Raw genomic sequence first — 19,131 nt, 5'->3', positions numbered from 1 at the left:
GCTAGTCGCTGTGTGACGTGTGGTGTGAAGGGCCGGGCATCCTGCGAGGGTGGCCGGCCCTTCTGCGTGTGCCGGGTGCCTAGTCGTCCGCCGTGTGTGGCCTTCGGGGGCCGCCCAGTTCCACGGCCGTGCAGCGCCAGCGGAAGTCCCGGCCCAGTTCCAGGCGGAAGGCCATCGCACGGAGCTGGTCGCCGGCGCCGATGCGGGCGAAGGCTTCCAGCGCGCCTCGGCTGGGCTCGTAGTAGCCGACGTCGCGGACGACTGGGCGGGTGCCGCGGGTTCGCAGGGGGCCGCGGGCCGCGAGCCAGGCGAGTTCGTCGTAAGCGCGGCCCACGGTGTGGCGGAGCATGCTGTGGACGGGGCGTTCGCCGCTCAGGACGGCCAGGAGGCGGTCGGCGAAGAGGTCGGTGGGGCGAGGCTGCGGGAGAGCGCGGGGCTGCTGGAGGGCCGTCTGGCGGGGCTGGGAGGGCTGCTGGAGGGGGCGCGGGGGCGTCGGCCTGTGCTGTTCCGGGTGCTGTCCTTGCCCCCCTCCTTGTCGCTGTCCCGGCCCCTGTCGCTGTCCCTGGGCGGGGACTCGGGGTTCGGGGTGGGTCTCGGAGGGGGCGGTGGCTTCGGGGAAGGGCGTGCGGGGGGTACCTCCACCCGGGGGCGTGCGGTGAGGGGTGCTGCCGGGGCGGCGCGTGTCCCGGCGTACCGGCGGGCGGGACGGGGTGTGGCGGACCGTCCTTGTCATCACCTTGTTCATGGAATGTCCCCGTTCTTGGGGCCCGGGGTGGGATACCGGGCGGTAACTTTCTGGTGGGGATCTTGTACGGGGAGTGATCGGCCGGGCGCAAGGAGAGACGGGGTGCGGGTCGGGGGGTCCGGAGGTTCACTTATCAGGGTGATTCTCGGATGGGAAAGGCCTGGTGGGAGGGGTGGCCGGGGTGAATTTCGAGGAGCGCTGTGGACGCTCGGAGAGGTGTGAGCGGGGACTCGAAAGGGGACGCCGCGACGTATCCTGAGGGTCTTCCCGGGTCGTGCGGGAGGGTCTCGGCTGCTGGTTTCCGGTTACTGGTTCCGGTACTGGGCCCGGTGCTGGGCCCGGTCACGGAAACGCCTTCTACGAAAGCGGTCAGCCATGCGCGTCTACGTCCCCCTGACCCTCCAGGGCCTTGCCGAGGCGTACAAGACGGGTGAGTTGGGGGCGGGACCGTTCGCCGCGTACGCCGTCACGCCCGCGTTGCGTGAGTGGTACCTGTCCGACGACATCGAGGAACTGGAGTACGCGGCGCTGAATCGGGCCGCGCTGGCGTCCCTGCGGTTGCTTGCGATGGACCCGGGGGTGACGCGGCGGCGTGTGGTCGTCGCCGTTGATGTCGCGGACGGGGTGGCGGTGGCCGACCCCGACCGGGGGCTCGATCCGGTCGCGCTGGGTGAGGTTCGCGTTGGTGGGGCCGTGTCGTTGGGGAAGGCGGCGGCCGTGCATGTCGACTCGGGGGATGCGAAGGGGGATGTCGCCGCAGCTGCGGCGGCGTTGGGGGCGGCGGATCAGGGGGATGACGACGCGCAGTTCACGGTGGACGGGGCAGAGGATCATGAGCTGCTTTGGTATGCCACGCAGGAGATTCCGAACCTGGTGGGGTTGTTGGACTGAGGGGTGAGCGGGGCTCAGGAGGGTTTTCGCCCCCGCTGCCCCTACCCGGCCCATCCCTGGGGGCTGCCGCCCCCAGACCCCCGCTCCGGCCCTGAACGGGCCTTGTCCTCAAACGCCGGACGGGCTGGGGGTGCGGTGGGGGGTGGCTGTATTTTCTTGGTATGGGGAAGTACGGAGTGGCGCACATCGTGTGGGACTGGAACGGGACGCTGTTTCATGACACCGATGCCGTCATAGGTGCGACGAACGCCGCATTCGCCGAGCTGGGGCTGGAGCCGGTCACGCTGGAGCAGTACAGGGCGCTGTACTGCGTGCCGGTGCCGAGGTTCTACGAGCGGCTGCTCGGGCGGCTGCCCACGGATGCCGAGTGGGCTGTCATGGACGAGATCTTCCACCGGTACTACGCGGAGCACCGGGTGGCATGTGGGCTGGCCGCCGGTGCGCGGGATCTGCTGGCCGGGTGGCAGTCGGCGGGGCGCAGTCAGTCCATTCTGAGCATGTACGGGCATGCCGAACTCGTCCCGCTGGTCAGGGGGTTCGGGATCGAGTCGCACTTCGTACGGGTCGACGGGCGGACCGGGCCCTCCGGTGGCAGCAAGGCCGAGCACATGGTGCGCCATCTCGGTGCGCTCACCGGCGTCGAGGCCGCGCGCACGGTGGTCATCGGGGACGCCGCCGACGATGCGATCGCCGCCCTGCACGTGGGTGCGCGCGCCGTGCTCTACACCGGTGGCTCCCATGGCCGGGCCAGCCTCGAAGAGGTGGGCGTGCCTGTGGTGGACAGTCTGGAGGAGGCCGTCGCGGAGGCCGAGCGGCTGGCTGCGTAGCCGCAGTGCCTCTCCCGTTCGGGGCGTTTCGGGCATCTTCTTTTCTCCACTGTGCAGAACGGCAAACTTCCCGGCCTTCTTTTGTACACAAATGGCGCATGACGTGGCCCCCGTCATGAGCGATAGCCTTATGGCGTGATCAGCGCGATACGTCGCGGGGGCGTCCTCGTCCCTGCCTTGCGCCCGGAGTGCACGGACCACATCCGTGCCCGGGTGGTGATCGCTGGTCGGCGCGGGCGGGACGGAACCCCGAGGGTTCCCAGGACGCCATACGCATCCCACGGACCGGCGTTGCCGAGAGCAGCGTCACACTCCGCCGGGGTGCCGAGAATGGCCGATAACCCCCCGCTCTTCCCACCTTGCGGCATAGCGTCGGAGCAGACCGGAGACCCCGCGTCGAGGCGTTGTACCGCAGGAGGAGCCGTACTTCCTTCTACGTCACGCAACGGCGCGCGACAGGAGTCAGAGGACAATGCAGACCAAGCTGGACGAAGCCAAGACCGAGCTGCTCGAAAAGGCCGCCCGGGTAGCTGAGAACAGCCCGGTCGGGGGGCGCCTACCGACCGGGACGACACGTGCAACCGCGCCCGGCGGAGACCCCGGAACCCCGGACCACGACACCGTGCTCGCGTTCCTCCAGCGCTACTACCTGCACACCGCCCCGGAGGACCTCGCCGGCCGCGAGCCGGTGGACGTCTTCGGCGCGGCCTTCTCGCACTACCGGCTGGGCGAGACGCGTCCGCAGGGCACGGCGAGCGTGCGGGTGCACACCCCGACTGTCGAGGAGAACGGCTGGACATGCAGCCACTCCGTCGTCGAGGTCGTGACCGACGACATGCCCTTCCTCGTCGACTCGGTCACCAACGAACTGTCCCGGCAGGGGCGTGGTATCCACCTCGTCGTCCATCCGCAGTTCGTCGTACGACGGGACCTGAACGGCCGGCTCATCGAGGTACTGCCCGACCGGCCCACCGGGAGTGCGGCCGTGGAGGGCGCCGACCTGCCGCACGACGCGCACGTCGAGTCGTGGATCCACGTAGAGATCGACCGCGAGACGGACCGCGCCGATCTGAAGCAGATCACCAACGACCTGCTGCGCGTGCTGTCCGACACCCGTGAGGCCGTCGAGGACTGGGAGAAGATGCGCGATGCCGCGCTGCGCATCGCCGACGAGCTGCCCAAGGAGCCGACCGCCGGCGACCTGATCGACCAGGACGTCGAGGAGGCGCGCGAACTGCTGCGCTGGCTCGCGCGTGACCACTTCACCTTCCTCGGCTACCGCGAGTACGAGCTGCGTGGAGACGACTCGCTGGCCGCCGTGCCGGGGACCGGGCTCGGCATTCTGCGGGCCGATCCGCACCACTCCGAGGACGAGGGACATCCGGTCAGTCCGTCCTTCGAGCGGCTGCCCGCCGACGCCCGGGCCAAGGCCCGCGAGCACAAGCTCCTCGTACTGACGAAGGCCAACAGCCGCGCCACCGTTCACCGGCCGTCGTATCTCGACTACGTCGGGGTCAAGAAGTTCGACGCGAACGGTGACGTCGTCGGTGAGCGGCGGTTCCTGGGGCTGTTCTCCTCCGCCGCGTACACCGAGTCGGTGCGCCGGGTGCCCGTCGTCCGGCGCAAGGTCGACGAGGTGCTGCGGGCCGCCGGGTTCTCGCCCGACAGCCACGACGGGCGCGACCTGCTCCAGATCATGGAGACCTACCCGCGCGACGAGATCTTCCAGACGCCGCCCGACGAACTCCGGTCGATCGTCACCTCGGTGCTGTATCTGCAGGAGCGGCGGCGGCTGCGGCTCTACCTCCGCCAGGACGAGTACGGGCGTTACTACTCCGCCCTCGTCTACCTGCCGCGCGACCGGTACACCACCGGCGTACGGCTGCGGATCATCGACATCCTGAAGGAGGAACTCGGCGGAACCAGCGTCGACTTCACCGCCTGGAACACCGAATCCATCCTGTCCCGGCTGCACTTCGTCGTCCGGGTTCCGCAGGGCACCGAGCTGCCGCAGCTGTCCGACCAGGACAAGGAGCGCATCGAGGCGCGGCTCGTCGAGGCCGCCCGGTCATGGGCCGACGCCTTCGCCGAGGCCCTCAACGCCGAGTGCGGCGAGGAGCGCGCCGCCGAACTGCTTCGCCGGTACGGGAACGCCTTCCCCGAGGGCTACAAGGCCGACCACAGTCCGCGCGCCGCCGTCGCCGACCTCGTCCACCTCGAAAAGCTGGGCGTCGGCACGAACTTCGCGCTGAGCCTCTACGAGCCGGTGAACGCGGCGCCCGGTGAGCGCCGCTTCAAGATCTACCGCACCGGCGAGTCCGTCTCGCTGTCCTCCGTGCTCCCCGTCCTCAACCGGCTCGGCGTCGAGGTGATCGACGAGCGGCCGTACGAGCTGCGCTGCTCGGACCGGACCACTGCCTGGATCTACGACTTCGGGCTCCGGCTGCCCAAGTCGCTGAGCAGCGGCGGGGATTATCTCGGGGACGACGGCCGCGAGCGTTTCCAGGAGGCCTTCTCGGCCACCTGGACCGGGCAGGCAGAGAACGACGGTTTCAACGCGCTGGTGCTGAGCGCGGGCCTCGACTGGCGTCAGGCGCTGGTGCTGCGGGCGTACGCCAAGTACCTGCGGCAGGCCGGTTCCACGTTCAGCCAGGACTACATGGAGGACACCCTCCGCAACAACGTCCACACCACCCGGCTGCTCGTGTCCCTGTTCGAGGCGCGGATGTCGCCGGAGCGGCAGCGGGCGGGCGTCGAGCTGACCGACGCTCTCAAGGAGGAGCTGGACGCGGCCCTCGACCAGGTGGCCTCCCTCGACGAGGACCGCATCCTGCGGTCCTTCCTCACCGTCATCAAGGCGACCCTCCGGACGAACTTCTACCAGGAGAGCGCGGGCGGCAAGCCGCACGACTACGTCTCCATGAAGTTCGACCCGCAGGCCATCCCGGACCTGCCGGCGCCGCGTCCCGCGTACGAGATCTGGGTGTACTCGCCGAAGGTGGAAGGCGTCCATCTGCGGTTCGGGAAGGTGGCGCGCGGTGGGCTGCGCTGGTCGGACCGGCGGGAGGACTTCCGTACCGAGATCCTCGGGCTGGTCAAGGCGCAGATGGTGAAGAACACCGTCATCGTGCCGGTCGGCGCCAAGGGCGGGTTCGTCGCCAAGCAGCTGCCGGATCCGAGTGTGGACCGGGACGCGTGGCTCGCCGAGGGGGTCAGGAGCTACAAGACGTTCATCTCGGCGCTCCTCGACATCACCGACAACCTGGTGGCCGGCGAGGTCGTGCCGCCCGCCGACGTCGTACGGCACGACGAGGACGACACCTATCTCGTCGTCGCCGCCGACAAGGGCACGGCGACCTTCTCGGACATTGCCAACGAGGTCGCCCAGTCGTACAACTTCTGGCTCGGGGACGCCTTCGCGTCGGGTGGCTCGGCCGGGTACGACCACAAGGGCATGGGCATCACCGCGCGGGGCGCCTGGGAGTCCGTCAAGCGGCACTTCCGCGAGCTGGGCGTGGACACGCAGAGCGAGGACTTCACCGTCGTCGGCGTCGGTGACATGAGCGGTGACGTGTTCGGCAACGGCATGCTGCTGAGCGAGCACATCCGGCTCGTCGCCGCCTTCGACCACCGGCACATCTTCATCGACCCGAAGCCCGACGCGGCCACCTCCTACGCCGAGCGGCGGCGCCTGTTCGAGCTGCCGAGGTCCAGCTGGGCCGAGTACGACAGCCAGTTGATCTCCTCCGGGGGCGGCATCTTCCCCCGTACCGCCAAGGCCATCCCGGTCAACTCGCACATCCGCGAGGCGCTCGGCATCGAGGGCGCGGTCAGCAAGATGACACCGGCCGACCTGATGAAGGCGATCCTCCAGGCGCCGGTCGACCTGCTGTGGAACGGCGGCATCGGCACCTACGTCAAGTCGAGTACGGAGTCGCACGCCGACGTCGGTGACAAGGCCAACGACGCCATCCGTGTCGACGGCGGCGACCTGCGCGTCAGGGTCGTCGGCGAGGGCGGCAACCTCGGGCTCACCCAGCTCGGGCGGATCGAGTTCGCGCAGGTCGGCGGGAAGATCAACACCGACGCCATCGACAACAGCGCGGGCGTGGACACCTCCGACCACGAGGTGAACATCAAGATCCTGCTCAACTCCTCTGTCGCGGAAGGCGACATGACCGTCAAGCAGCGCAACAAGCTGCTCGCCCAGATGACCGACGAGGTCGGCGGGCTCGTCCTGCGCAACAACTACGCGCAGAACACGGCCATCGCCAACGCCCTCGCCCAGTCCAAGGACATGCTCCACGCCCAGCAGCGCTTCATGCGCCACCTGGTCCGGGAAGGGCATCTGGACCGGGCGCTCGAGTTCCTCCCCACCGACCGGCAGATCCGCGAACGCCTCAGCGGCGGCCAGGGGCTGACCGGTCCGGAGACGGCCGTGCTCCTCGCGTACACGAAGATCACGGTCGCCGACGAGCTGTTGAAGACCTCGCTGCCCGAAGACCCGTATCTGCGCCGCCTGTTGGACGCCTACTTCCCGAGCGCGCTGCGCAAGAAGTTCCCCGAGCAGATCGACGGGCACGCGCTGCGCCGCGAGATCATCACGACGGTCCTCGTCAACGACACGGTCAACACGGGCGGTACGAGCTTCCTGCACCGGCTGCGCGAGGAGACGGGTGCCTCGCTGGAGGAAGTGGTGCGGGCGCAGACCGCGGCTCGCGCGATCTTCAACTCCAGCGCGGTGTGGGACGAGGTCGAGGCGCTCGACAACACGGTCGAGGCCGCCGTCCAGACCCGGATCCGCCTCCACTCGCGGCGACTTGTCGAGCGCGGCACGCGCTGGTTGCTCAACAACCGGCCGCAGCCGGTGCAACTCACGGAGACCGTCGAGTTCTTCGGCGAGCGGGTCAGTCAAGTCTGGTCCCAGCTCGCCAAGTTGCTGAGCGGCGCGGATCTGGAGTGGTACGAGAAGATCTACGACGAGCTGACGGGCGCCGGAGTCCCCGACCAACTCGCCACCCGGGTCGCGGGCTTCTCGTCCGCCTTCCCGACGCTGGACATCGTCTCGGTCGCCGACCGGATGGGCCGGGACCCGATGGACGTCGCCGAGGTGTACTACGACCTCGCCGACCGTCTCCACATCACCCAGCTCATGGATCGCATCATCGAGCTGCCGCGGGCCGACCGCTGGCAGTCCATGGCCCGCGCCTCCATCCGAGAGGACCTGTACGCGGCTCACGCGTCCCTCACGGCTGACGTCCTCGCGGCCGGCAACGGCTCGTCGACGCCCGAGCAGCGCTTCAAGGCGTGGGAGGAGAAGAACACCGCGCTCCTGGGCCGGGCGCGCACGACCCTGGACGAGATCCAGAGCTCGGACGCCTTCGACCTGGCGAACCTGTCGGTCGCCATGCGGACGATGCGGACACTGCTGCGGAGTCATTCGTAGCCGGTACGCGTTCGTACGCGTGTACAGGGGCGCCCCGAGCCGTGATGGCTCGGGGCGCCCCTGTTTTTCTTGACAACTGTTAGAGAAAAGCAGACAGGGAATTTACCCTTTCCTGCTAGACCGGGCACCTCGGATAAAGTCGCGGGCGTGAGTGTGAATGTCTCCGAGGACCGGATGTCCGTTCCTGCCCGACCGGTGCGGCGCGTAATCCTCGAAGCGGTGAAATTCGGGGCCGTCGGCGGCAGCGGTGTGCTCGTGAACTTCCTGGTCTTCAACCTGCTGCTGCACGGCCTCGGTTGGCGGGCGATGACAGCCACGGTCCTCGCCAGCTTCATCGCCATGGGTACGAACTATCTGGGCTTCCGCTATTTCACGTACCGGGACAGGGCCTCACGTACCAGGCAGCAGATCGCGCTGTTCTTCGTGTTCAGCGCGATCGGCATCGCGATGGAAAGCGGACTGTTCTACATCGGCTATCACGGTCTGGGATTGCACGGTCCGGTCGAGTCGAATGAGGTGAAGGGCGTCTCGATCGTGCTCGCGTCGGCGTTCCGCTTCCTCGTCTACCGGACGTGGGTCTTCCGGCACTAGAAACGAACAGGCCAAAACGAACAGGCCAAAAGGCTCTATGCGGCGGCGCGGGCGGGCTTCGCCGGGCGGTTCGTGAAAGCCTCGTACTCCTTCAGTACGTCGTCCGTCGGGCCGTCCATGCGGAGTTCGCCGCGTTCCAGCCACAGGACCCGGTCGCAGGTGTCGCGGATCGACTTGTTGTTGTGGCTGACCAGGAACACCGTGCCCGCGTGCTGGCGCAGTTCGCGGATGCGTTCCTCGGAGCGCTGCTGGAACGAGCGGTCGCCGGTCGCCAGCGCCTCGTCGATCAGCAGGACGTCGTGGTCCTTCGCGGCGGCGATGGAGAAGCGCAGGCGGGCACCCATGCCGGAGGAGTACGTCCGCATGGGGAGGGTGATGAAGTCGCCCTTCTCGTTGATCCCCGAGAAGTCGACGATGCCCTGGTAACGCTCCTTGATCTGCTCCCGGGACATGCCCATCGCGAGACCGCCGAGATAGACGTTCCGCTCGCCCGTCAGGTCGCCCATCAGGGCCGCGTTGACGCCGAGGAGGGAGGGCTGGCCGTCCGTGTAGATGCTGCCGTTCTCCACCGGAAGCAGTCCCGCGACCGCCTTGAGCAGCGTGGACTTCCCGGAGCCGTTGGTGCCGATCAGGCCGACGGCCTCGCCGCGGTAGGCGACGAAGGACACGTTCTTGACGGCGTGCACCTTGCGTACACCGGCCGCCTTCTCGCTCTGCTTGCGCCGCATCATGCGGTTGAGGGCGGCGGTCGCGGTGCCGCGTCCGGCGCCCGTGCCGTTGACCCGGTAGACGATGTCGACGCCGTTGGCGACGACGGTGGGGATCTGCTCGTTCGGGTTCTCAGCCACGGCCGTACGTCTCCTCAGCCTTCCAGAAGTAGATGAAGCCGCCGACGCCCGCGAGCAGCGCCCAGCCCGTCGCGATCGCCCAGACGTGCGGCGGCAACGAGCTGGAGTGGTAGCTGTCGATCAGGGCGAAGCGCATCAGGTCGATGTAGATCGCCGCCGGGTTGTTCTCCAGCATCACCGACACCACGTGCGGCATGTGGTTCTTCTGGGACAGCTTGTCGAGGCTCCACATGACCCCGGACACATACATCCAGGTGCGCAGCACGAACGGCATCAGCTGGGCGATGTCCGGAGTCGACGCGCCCATCCGCGCCATGATCATCGACACGCCCGTGTTGAACACGAACTGGAGTGCCAGGGCGGGGATTACCAGCAGCCAGGAGGCGGTGACGGGGATGCCGAAGCAGAGCAGAATCACGATCAGCGCGGCCATCGAGAACAGCAGTTGCTGGAGCTGCTGGATGCAGAAGGAGATCGGCAGGGCCGCGCGCGGGAAGTGCAGCGCCCGGACAAGGCCGAGATTCCCGGCGATGGCGCGGGTGCCCGCCATGATCGAGCTCTGGGTGAACGTCCAGATGAACACGCCCGTGACCAGGAACGGGATGTAGTCCGGCACGCCGTGCTTGGTGCCCAGCAGGACGCCGAAGATGAAGTAGTAGACCGCCGCGTTGAGCAGCGGGGTCATCACCTGCCAGACCTGGCCGAGCTTCGCCTGGCTGTACTGGGCGGTGAGCTTGGCGGTGGCGAACGCGGTGATGAAGTGGCGCCGCGCCCACAGCTGGCTGAGATACGTGCGCAGGGTGGGACGGGCGCCGCTGACCGAGAGCCCGTACCGGGCGGCGAGCGCCGTGAGGTCGTCGTCGGCCGGGGTGGCCTGTGACGGGGGCGGTGTGTGGAGGACCTGGCTCACATCCGCTGCTTTCACTTGGGGGGAGTGGAGAGGGGTGCACGAGCGGTCCCGTTTCCCGGCGTCCCCCGCCGGCCTGAGAAGCCGGTTCCTTACGCGTTTCTTTCCAAACTCTTACGTCGGGACGGGACCGTATCGTCGCAACGGGAGCGTATTCCGATTCGGCGTCGGAACGCAACCGTTTCGTCGTAACGCCCCTATGCTGGTCCGTATGACGACGAACACCGACGAGCCCGGGACCGCACCGGCACGGACCCGCCGCCGGGCCCCCGCCGGAGCCGCCGTACTGCGGGAGGACGTGACGGAGGCCATCCGGACGGCCGTGTTCGAGGAACTGGCGGCCGTCGGATACGCGCGGACGTCCATCGAGGGCATCGCGCGCCGGGCGGGCGTCGGCAAGACGGCGGTGTACCGGCGCTGGCGTTCGAAACTGCACCTGGTGCTCGACCTGGTCTCGGCGCTCGCGGTGCAGGGGCTGCCGGCGCCGGACACGGGCACCCTGGAGGGCGACCTGCGGCTGCTGTACGAGCTGACGTCCCGCGCGCTGCGCCACCCGGTCGCCTCGCAGATCATTCCCGACCTCCAGGCGGAGGCCGCCCGCAACCCCGAGATCGCCGACGCCATGCAGAAGGCGCTGCGGGAGGGGCAGGAAGGGGTGGCGAGCGGGATCGTCGCGGCGGCGGAGCAACGGGGGGAGGTCCGCTCGGGCATTGACCCCGACCTGGCCCTCGACCTGATCTCGGGACCGCTCTACTGGCGTTCGGTGGTGATCCGCAGCCCGAAGCTGCCGAAGGGGTATCTGGGATCGCTGGCCCGGGCGACCACCGCCGCGCTGAAGGCGCTGTGACGGGCTGATCCGTACGACGGAACGGGGGCGGGCGGTGACCGTGGTCACCGCCCGCCCCCGAAGATGGTGTAGCGGGCTACACCCTCACCGGGGAGCAGGCTTTCCCGTGCGTCCGCTGCCCCGTCGCCTAGCCTCATGACCATGTGGAAGACACTGCGGCAAGCAGCGCGGGCCACGGGCCAGCTGGTCGCGGTCGCGATCCTGGCCTTCGCCTCGTACATATTCATCACCGTCCTGCTGATCACGGCCACCGTCTCGCTCGCGGTCATCGGCATCGGGATGCTGCCCGAGACGACCCTGCTCATCCGCCGGATCGCGGGCACCAAACGGCGGATGGCGACCGAGTGGTCCGGCGTGGAGATCCCCGAGGTGTATCTGCCCATCGAGGGCAGGCTGAAGGAGAAGCTGCGCACCGTGGTCCGCGACCCCGGTACGCGCACCGATCTGCGCTGGATGCTCGCCCACTATGTGTACGGCGCCCTGCCGCTGCTGATGATCCCGCTCTGGCCGGTGGGTCTGGTCGTCGACGGTGTGTGGTGCGGGCTGCTGCGCCGCGAGGCGGTCGTCCTCCCTCTCATCAGCAGGCTCGCCGACCTCGACGCCTCCTGGTCGGCCGCCCTGCTCAAGCCCTCGCCCAAGGCGCAGCTCGTCGAGCGTGTCGAACAGCTGAAGGCGACCCGGGCCGACGCGGTCGCCGCGCACGGGGCCGAACTCCGGCGCATCGAACGGGACCTGCACGACGGCGCGCAGGCCCGTCTGGTCTCCCTGTCCATGCGGATCGGCCTCGCGAAACGGGCGTACGACCGTGACCCGGACGCCGCCCGCAAGCTGCTGGAGGACGCCCAGGACCAGGCCGAGGAGGCGCTGGCCGAGCTGCGCAACGTGGTGCGCGGCATCCATCCGCCGATCCTCACGGACCGCGGGCTGGTGGGCGCCGTACGGGCGTTGGCGTCGAGCAGCGGCCTGGAGGTCGGCGTGCGTGACGACGGTGTCGAGGACGGCGTACGGCCGCCCGCGGCCGTGGAGGCCGCCGCGTACTTCGTGATCGCCGAGGCGCTGACGAACGCGGCGAAGTACAGCGGTTCACCGACCGCCTGGGTCGAACTCGTCCGCGTACCAAGGGGGTTGCAGGTCCGGGTGGGCGACCACGGCCAGGGCGGCGCCGACGAGAAGGGCGGCACAGGACTGCTCGGGATGCGGCGGCGGGTGGCCGCGCTGGACGGCAGCGTGGACGTGTCGAGTCCGGTAGGAGGGCCGACCGTGATCGAGGTGGAGCTGCCCTGCGTATGGTGAGCGCGACCGCCGCTGAGCCGGCGAACTGGACCGGATCCGGATCGAGAACAGGACCGTCATGCGCGTAGTGATCGCCGAGGACAACGCCCTGCTGAGGCAGGGGCTCGTCCTGCTGCTGACGTCGGCCGGGCACGAGGTCCTGGCCGAGGTGGGCAGCGGCCCCGAGGTACTGCCGGCCATCCTCGAACATCGCCCGGACGTCGCGGTCCTGGACGTCCGGATGCCCCCCGGCTTCCGCGACGAGGGACTGCGCGCGGCGCTGGAGGCGCGGGAGCAGATCCCCGGCCTCCCGGTGCTCGTCCTCTCCCAGTACGTGGAGGAGTCGTACGCGGCGGAGCTGCTGGGCGGCGGTGCGAGCGGCGTCGGTTATCTCCTGAAGGACCGCGTGGGCAGGGTCGACGAGTTCCTCGACGCCCTGGAACGCGTCGCCGCCGGCGGCACGGCCCTCGACCCGGAGGTCGTCGCCGAACTCCTCACCCGCCGCCGTGACTCGCCTCTCGACTCCCTCACCCCGCGCGAGCGCGAGGTCCTGGAGCTGATGGCGGAGGGCCACGACAACACGACGATCGCCAAGACGCTGGTCGTCACGGAACGCTCGGTCAGCAAACACATCGGCAACGTGTTCCTGAAGCTGGGCCTGCCCCCGAGCGACAGCGGACACCGCCGGGTGCTGGCGGTACTGGCCTACCTGAACAACCGGAAGGGTTCGGCTACCGGGTGACCAGCCCGCGCGCCAGTGACACCAACTCCGGTGTGCGCACCACCCGTTCACCGAACCCCGGCAGGGGCACGTGCAACGGCCCGGTCCAGCGCGCGGGGATGCCGGTGACGCCGTACACCGCTCCGGCGAGGGTGCCGGTGACGGCTGCGACGGTGTCGGTGTCGCCGCCGAGGTCGATCGCCGCGCGGACGGCCGCCTCGTACGAGGACGTGGTCCGCAGCGCCCAGACGGCGGAGCCGAGACAGGGCCAGACGGCGCCGTTGAACTCCGTGGCCAGGTCGGGGTGCCAGCCGGGGGCGAGGACGGTGGCGTAGCGGGCCCGGTGTTCGGGGTGGACTGCGGCGAGGGCCTCCGGTACGGCGGCGAGCGGGTCGTCGCCGTCCAGCGCGACGCGTACCAGCTCGTGGCAGAGGGCCGTCCCCTCCCAGGCGGCGCGGTCCCCGTGAGTGAGCGCGGCAATGCGCCGACCGGCGTCCATCGTGGCCTGCCGGCCCTGGTCGGCGAAGTACACGGCCGAGGTGGCCGCCCGCATCAACGCGCCGTTGCCCGCGCCGCGTTGGCTGGCCTGAAAGTGCAGGGCGGCGGCCAGGTCCCAGTCGTCGGGGCCGCACAGCACCGCCTCCGTCTGCAGCCCGATGTCCTTCGGCTCGCTCACCGCCCACTTTCGGAACCGCCGGAAGACGTCCGGGAGTTCGAGCCCACCACACTCCAACAGCGATTCCCCGACCAGCACCGCCATCTGTGTGTCGTCGGTCGCCTCTCCTGGGTCCCAGCCACCGCCCCCGCACATCTCGCCGCCCTGGCCGGTCGAGGGGAAGCGCGCGGAGAAGGCGCCCTCGGGGCCGAACTCGAAGGGCGCGCCCAGCGCGTCACCGACGGCCGAACCGACGACGGCGCCGACAGCGAGCCGTACACGTTCCTGCTGAGCACCCTGGTCATCCACAGTCGCAGAATACGGAGGCCGCCGTACCTGCGGTGTGGCTAGGGTGTCGTCGTTCCCGCCTCCGGATGCAGCCGTACCCACCCCTCCCACGCCGATGTGATCATGTCCTGGACGTCGTGCTTCGCCTTCCAGCCCAGTTCCGTGGAGATGCGGTCGGCCGAGGCCACGACCCTTGCCGGGTCGCCCGGGCGGCGTGGGGCCACGACAGGGGGCAGGGTGTGGCCCGTCGCGTCGTTCACCCGGTCGATCATCTCTCGGACCGAGACGCCCTCCCCCCGGCCGATGTTGAGGGTGAGCTCGCGTCCCGGCGTCGCCTCCAGGGCCCGGGCCGTCGCCACATGGGCCTCCGCCAGGTCCATCACGTGGATGTAGTCGCGCACGCAGGTGCCGTCCGGGGTCGGGTAGTCGTCGCCGAAGACGCGCGGAGGTTCGTTGGCTGTCAGGCGTTCGAAGATCATGGGGACGATGTTGAAGACGCCCACGTCCGCCAGCTCAGGGGCCGCCGCGCCCGCCACGTTGAAGTAGCGCAGGCTCGCCGTCGACAGGCCTGTCGCTCTGCCCGTCGCGCGGACCAGCCACTCGCCCGCCAGCTTCGTCTCGCCGTACGGGCTCATCGGGACGCACGGCGTGTCCTCCGTCACCAGGGCTCCGTCCTCGGCGGCGGACGGCATGCCGTAGACCGCCGCCGAGGACGAGAACACGAAGGACGGCACCTGGGCCGCCGTGACCGCGTCCAGCAGGACGCGCAGCCCCTCCACGTTCTCCCGGTAGTAGTGCAGGGGGCGGTCCATCGACTCGCCCACCTGTTTCTTCGCCGCCAGATGGACCACCCCCGTCACCTCGTGGTCCCGCAGGGCACGCGCCACCCGCTCCCCGTCCAGGGTCGAGCCGACCACCAGCGGTACGCCGTCCGGCACGCGCTCGGCGATTCCGGTGGACAGGTCGTCGTACACCACAGCTCGTTCGCCCGCCTCGGTCATCGCGCGCACCACGTGCGCCCCGATGTAGCCGGCGCCGCCGGTGATCAGCCAGGTCATGTGCGGCCGTCCCCTCGTGTGGTCGGATGGTCGGTCGGACTTTGTCAGTTAACTACCGTTAAGGCGCACTAAGTTCCCGCTCGGGGAGTGAACGAACGGAAGAAGGCGCCGGGACCGGCACCGCGCCGGGGCGGGCCGAGCGCCACAACCGTACGAAGGACAGGATCGCCGCCGCGGCCAGCAGACCGTTGCGTACCACCATCATCGCCACGCCCGTCCAGGTGCAGTGCACGACTTCGGCGTACAGAACCGGATAGTCGAGGCCGCTGACCGCCGCGGCCGCCAGCAGCAGCCACGCCACCGGGCGCTGGCTGGTGTGCCGCGAGGTCAGGCACACGGCGGCCAGTCCGAGCAGCCAGACCAGGTACTGCGGGCTGATCACCCTGCTGGTGACCGTGAAGAGGAGTACGGCCGTCAGCGCCGCGTCGAACGGTGTCGCCTCCGTCCAGCGCCGGGCCCGCACCCGCCACAGCAGCAGGAGCCCGAACGCCACGGCAGTCAGGGCGAGGGACAGCGCCGCCACGGTCGAGACGTGCGGGCCCACGAACTCCATCGCGCCGTACTGGTAGCGCACGCGCCCCTCCCACCCGGCGCGCGTGGCGAGGGAGAGCGCGGTGCCGCCGAACGACTCGATCTGCACACCCCGCCCGCCCTGCTGGCGCAGAAACGCGAAGGGGCTGCTGAAAACCGCCGCCAGGAGTGCCAGCGCGGCCGTCGCCGTGACCGTGGCGGACGTCCACACCGACCGGGTCGTACGGCCCTTCGGCATACCCAGCAGCACCAGAGCGGGCCAGACCTTCACCAGAGCGCCCAGTGCCGCGAACGCGCCGCACGCGCGCGGGGAGCGCGACAACGTCAACAGGGAGATGACGGCGAACGCCGTGACCTGCACGTCGTAGCGTGCGAGCGGCACATGGAGGAGCAGTGGCAGGCCCGCCGTCCAGTACCCGGCACCGCGCAGGGAACGGTCAGGACGCCTCCCCGCGCGCGTGAGTGCCAGCAGGATCAGGGCGTCGGCGGTGAGCGTGAGCGCCACGAACGCCTCGAAGTACGTCAGCGTCGGCAGCAGCGTGGGTGACAACAGCACCGGACCGGCACCCGGCGGGTACTGCCACAGCGTGTCGTGCGCCGGGAACGCGCCCTGCGTGAGGACGCCGTACCAGCGGAAGTACAGCCGCTGTACCTCGCGCGCCACCGCGCCGCCGCCGAGCAGCGGGAGGTCGTCGTGGACCAGCAGCCACAGCATCAGGGCACGGGAGGCGGCCCAGCCGACGGCGAGGGAGGAGAGGGCGGAGGGTCTCTTCACGGCGGGATCGTAAGCCGCATGGATGCCATATTCACGTCAATTCATGGTCAATCACCATCAAACGTTCTCTAATCTCACAAAATCAGGCCTGTGATCAACAGGTCGATGAACAAGGAGATGAGCAGGAAGACCGCCGCCGTCGCGGTGCCACTGATCCCCATGGCCGTCATGCTGGTGATCGGCTGCTGGGGGCTGGACCGGGGCGGCATGTGGCGCGACGAGGCGGCCACCTTCCAGGTCGCGCGGCGCACGGTGCCGCAGATCTGGCGGCTGCTGCACGAGGTCGACGCCGTGCACGGCCTGTACTACCTGCTCATGCGGCCCGTCCTCGCCCTCCACCCCGGCGAGGTCCTCCTGCGGCTCCCGTCGGTCCTCGCCGCTGCCGCGACCGCCGGCCTGGTCGCGGCCCTCGGCGCCCGCCTGGCCCGCCCGCGCGTCGGCCTCTGGGCCGGTCTGCTGTACGCGGTCAACCCGATGGTCGGCCACTACGCGCAGGAGGGCCGGTCGTACGCGATGGTCGCGGCCGGCGCGGCCGGCGCGACGCTGCTGCTCGTACGGGCGGTCGGGAGCCGCTCCTGGACGGCGTACGCAGTGGTCCTCGCCGTCACCTGCCTCCTCCACGAGTTCGCCGTACTGCTGCTCCTCGCGCACGCTGTGACCCTCGCGCTCGCCGGTGTCCCCCGGCGGGTGTGGGCGGGCTGGCTGTACGCGGCCGGCGTCGTGGCGCTGGTGCTGCTCCCGCTGGCGCTGCTCTCGCACGCCCAGTCGGCGCAGGTGGGCTGGCTGCGGTCACCCGGGCAGGGCAGCGTGGACCGACTGGTGCACCAGTTCGCCGGCCCGACGGACGTGGTCCTCGTGCCCTGCCTGCTCCTCATGTACGTGGCCCTGCGCCGCCCCTGGACCACACGTCACGGCAGCGAACCGACCCTCGCCGCTGTCGCGCTCCCGCTGCTCCTCGTGCCGCCCGCGATCCTCATGACCGTCTCCCAGTGGTCGCCGCTCTACGACGACCGATACGTCCTGTACGCCCTCGCCGGCGCCCCCCTCCTCGCCGCCGCCGGGGCCGACCGCATCGCACGTGCCGTGCCGCGCCTGCCCCGGGCGACCGTGACCGCGGCCGGGGTGCTCGCGGTGGCCGTCGTCTGCGCGCACCAGCTGCCGCTGCTCCGGCAGGAACGTTCCGTGGCCGAGCGCGGCGGCGACAACCTCGCCGCAGCCTCCGCACTCGCGGCCCGTGAACTGCGCCCCGGCGACCCGGTGCTGTTCCTGCCGTCCATCGGGCGGCGCTCGGCACTGGCGTACCCGAAGGGGTTCCGCGGCGCCCGCGACGTGGCGCTCGCCGAGTCCGCCCGCGCGTCCGGCACGCTGTACGGCGTCGAGGTGGGCCCGGCCGCGCTGCGGCGACTACTGGCGGGGCTCGACCATGTCTGGCTGGTCGCGGAGCCGTACGCCCTGGACCCGTCCTGGCACCCGGCCGGCCCGACCGAGCGGGCCAAACGGGCGGTGGTGGAGGAGGAGTTCGAGTCGAGGCGGGAGTTCAGGGGTAGCGGGGTGACCCTGCGCCTTTATGAGCGCAGGCCGACGACAGCGCCCCGATAGGGGCGCGGGGCGGTATTGATATGCGGCTCCGCCGCGTGGGCGCGATCACCCACGACGGCGCCGCAGCCGAAGACCGACGTCACATTCCGGCGCCCCCAGCGGAGCGCTACGCCTCCAGCGCCGCAGCATCCAGAGCGACAGTGAGCTCGTCCAGACGAGTCCGCAACGCCCGGATCTCGTCCACGTCGAAGCTGGTCGCCGCGACGATCCGGCGCGGCACCTGAAGCGCCCGCTCGCGCAGCGCGAGGCCCTCCTCGGTCGCCCGCACCTCCACCGACCGTTCGTCCCGGGCGCTGCGCTCGCGCTGGACGAGGCCGGCCGTCTCCAGCCGTTTGAGCAGCGGGGACAGCGTTCCGGAGTCGAGGCGCAGGTGTTCGCCGACCTTCTTCACGGGCAGTTGTCCGTGCTCCCACAGCACGAGCATCACCAGGTACTGCGGGTAGGTGAGCCCGAGGTCCTTGAGGACCACGCGGTAGACGCCGTTGAAGGCACGGGACGCCGCGGCCAGCGAGAAGCAGATCTGCTGGTCGAGACGGAGGTAGTCCTCGGCGGAGGTTGCTGACATGCCTCCAGGGTACCTCTTTGCCCGCCATATAGTTGTGCACAACTTAATTGTGTGCTTAAGTTATTTCCACAAGGAACCCCGCAAGGGGCTCCGGAGAAGCTTTTGACGAGAGGGACGGGTTCCATGGACGCGATCTACACCGCAGTCGCCACCGCCACGCACGGCCGCGAGGGCCGCGCCGTCAGCTCCGACGGCAAGGTGGACCTCGCGCTCGCCATGCCGGTGGAGCTGGGCGGCAACGGTGCCGGAACCAACCCGGAGCAGCTCTTCGCCGCCGGTTACGCCGCCTGTTTCGGCAGCGCGCTGGGCCTGGTCGGCCGCGGCGCCAAGGTCGACGTCAATGACGCCGCGGTGACCGCCGAGGTCGGCATAGGCAAGCAGGGCGAGGGCTTCGGCCTCAAGGTCACCCTCCGCGTCGAGCTGCCCGACTCCGTCGACGCGGAGACCGGCCGCAAGCTGGTCGAGCAGGCCCACCAGGTCTGCCCGTACTCCAACGCGACGCGCGGCAACATCGAGGTCGACCTCGTCATCGAGTAGTACGGCCAGTGCATCCGGTACGTCACCA

Annotated in this window: 16 protein-coding genes; 9 read left to right on the top strand and 7 right to left on the bottom strand. The window is 69.8% G+C overall.

The annotated features are described in order from the left end of the window. Positions 1 to 79: 79 nt before the first annotated feature. A complete protein-coding gene (locus OG734_RS17245; protein WP_330288388.1) occupies positions 80 to 745 on the bottom strand; it encodes an Rv3235 family protein in 666 nt (221 codons plus the stop codon). A 375-nt stretch (positions 746 to 1,120) separates the two neighbouring features. On the opposite strand from OG734_RS17245, the gene OG734_RS17240 reads away from it, so the two are divergent. From OG734_RS17240 to OG734_RS17225, 4 genes are all read left to right on the top strand, one after another. Beyond that, positions 1,121 to 1,636, top strand: a complete 516-nt coding sequence (locus tag OG734_RS17240; protein ID WP_330288387.1) for a DUF6912 family protein — start codon at positions 1,121 to 1,123, stop codon at positions 1,634 to 1,636. 161 nt (positions 1,637 to 1,797) lie between these two features. Further along, a complete protein-coding gene (locus OG734_RS17235) occupies positions 1,798 to 2,463 on the top strand; it encodes an HAD family hydrolase (protein WP_330288386.1) in 666 nt (221 codons plus the stop codon). Positions 2,464 to 2,935: 472 nt separating this feature from the next. After that, positions 2,936 to 7,909 carry an NAD-glutamate dehydrogenase gene (locus OG734_RS17230; RefSeq protein ID WP_330288385.1) on the top strand — a complete coding sequence of 1,658 codons (4,974 nt, stop codon included), beginning with the start codon at positions 2,936 to 2,938 and terminating at the stop codon, positions 7,907 to 7,909. A 147-nt stretch (positions 7,910 to 8,056) separates the two neighbouring features. After that, positions 8,057 to 8,500 carry a GtrA family protein gene (locus OG734_RS17225; RefSeq protein WP_330288384.1) on the top strand — a complete coding sequence of 148 codons (444 nt, stop codon included), beginning with the start codon at positions 8,057 to 8,059 and terminating at the stop codon, positions 8,498 to 8,500. Between the two features lie 35 nt (positions 8,501 to 8,535). Here OG734_RS17225 and OG734_RS17220 read toward each other — a convergent pair whose 3' ends face one another. Together OG734_RS17220 and OG734_RS17215 are read right to left on the bottom strand one after the other, a co-directional pair. Beyond that, positions 8,536 to 9,348, bottom strand: a complete 813-nt coding sequence (locus OG734_RS17220) for an ABC transporter ATP-binding protein (protein WP_330288383.1) — start codon at positions 9,346 to 9,348, stop codon at positions 8,536 to 8,538. Beyond that, entirely contained in the window at positions 9,341 to 10,258 is a 918-nt protein-coding gene (locus tag OG734_RS17215) for an ABC transporter permease (protein ID WP_330288382.1), read from the bottom strand. The genes OG734_RS17220 and OG734_RS17215 overlap by 8 nt, the downstream gene beginning before the upstream one ends. A gap of 208 nt (positions 10,259 to 10,466) precedes the next feature. Here OG734_RS17215 and OG734_RS17210 point away from each other — a divergent pair, with 208 nt between their 5' ends. The 3 genes from OG734_RS17210 to OG734_RS17200 all read left to right on the top strand — a co-directional run bounded on the left by OG734_RS17210 (position 10,467) and on the right by OG734_RS17200 (position 13,116). Next, entirely contained in the window at positions 10,467 to 11,102 is a 636-nt protein-coding gene (locus OG734_RS17210; protein WP_330288381.1) for a TetR/AcrR family transcriptional regulator, read from the top strand. A 141-nt stretch (positions 11,103 to 11,243) separates the two neighbouring features. Next, positions 11,244 to 12,395 carry a sensor histidine kinase gene (locus tag OG734_RS17205; RefSeq protein WP_330288380.1) on the top strand — a complete coding sequence of 384 codons (1,152 nt, stop codon included), beginning with the start codon at positions 11,244 to 11,246 and terminating at the stop codon, positions 12,393 to 12,395. Positions 12,396 to 12,453: 58 nt separating this feature from the next. Then, on the top strand, positions 12,454 to 13,116 hold the full coding sequence (locus OG734_RS17200; RefSeq protein WP_330288379.1) for a response regulator transcription factor: 663 nt from the start codon (positions 12,454 to 12,456) through the stop codon (positions 13,114 to 13,116). Here the strand turns inward: OG734_RS17200 and OG734_RS17195 are convergent. From OG734_RS17195 to OG734_RS17185, 3 genes are read right to left on the bottom strand one after another with little or no spacing between them, the layout of a single operon-like run. After that, entirely contained in the window at positions 13,106 to 14,059 is a 954-nt protein-coding gene (locus tag OG734_RS17195) for an ADP-ribosylglycohydrolase family protein (protein ID WP_330288378.1), read from the bottom strand. The genes OG734_RS17200 and OG734_RS17195 overlap by 11 nt on opposite strands. 38 nt (positions 14,060 to 14,097) lie before the next feature. After that, positions 14,098 to 15,096, bottom strand: coding sequence for a UDP-glucose 4-epimerase GalE (galE, locus tag OG734_RS17190; protein ID WP_330288377.1), 999 nt, complete (start codon positions 15,094 to 15,096; stop codon positions 14,098 to 14,100). Positions 15,097 to 15,154: 58 nt separating this feature from the next. Beyond that, the gene (locus OG734_RS17185; RefSeq protein ID WP_330293694.1) at positions 15,155 to 16,342 is read right to left on the bottom strand and encodes a glycosyltransferase 87 family protein; all 1,188 of its coding nucleotides are present in this window, start codon (positions 16,340 to 16,342) and stop codon (positions 15,155 to 15,157) included. Between the two features lie 177 nt (positions 16,343 to 16,519). Here OG734_RS17185 and OG734_RS17180 point away from each other — a divergent pair, with 177 nt between their 5' ends. Next, positions 16,520 to 18,001 carry a glycosyltransferase family 39 protein gene (locus tag OG734_RS17180; protein WP_330288376.1) on the top strand — a complete coding sequence of 494 codons (1,482 nt, stop codon included), beginning with the start codon at positions 16,520 to 16,522 and terminating at the stop codon, positions 17,999 to 18,001. Positions 18,002 to 18,107: 106 nt separating this feature from the next. Here the strand turns inward: OG734_RS17180 and OG734_RS17175 are convergent, their stop codons facing one another. Beyond that, complete coding sequence (locus OG734_RS17175; RefSeq protein ID WP_330288375.1) at positions 18,108 to 18,566, bottom strand: MarR family winged helix-turn-helix transcriptional regulator; 459 nt, start codon at positions 18,564 to 18,566, stop codon at positions 18,108 to 18,110. A gap of 123 nt (positions 18,567 to 18,689) precedes the next feature. Here OG734_RS17175 and OG734_RS17170 point away from each other — a divergent pair, with 123 nt between their 5' ends. Then, on the top strand, positions 18,690 to 19,103 hold the full coding sequence (locus tag OG734_RS17170; RefSeq protein ID WP_330288374.1) for an organic hydroperoxide resistance protein: 414 nt from the start codon (positions 18,690 to 18,692) through the stop codon (positions 19,101 to 19,103). The last annotated feature ends 28 nt before the right edge of the window (positions 19,104 to 19,131 follow it).

The organism is Streptomyces sp. NBC_00576 (assembly GCF_036345175.1).
Classification (GTDB): Bacteria; Actinomycetota; Actinomycetes; order Streptomycetales; family Streptomycetaceae; genus Streptomyces.
The sequence above is the reverse complement of the archived record's forward strand: the minus strand, read 5'-3'. Positions and strand labels throughout refer to the sequence as shown.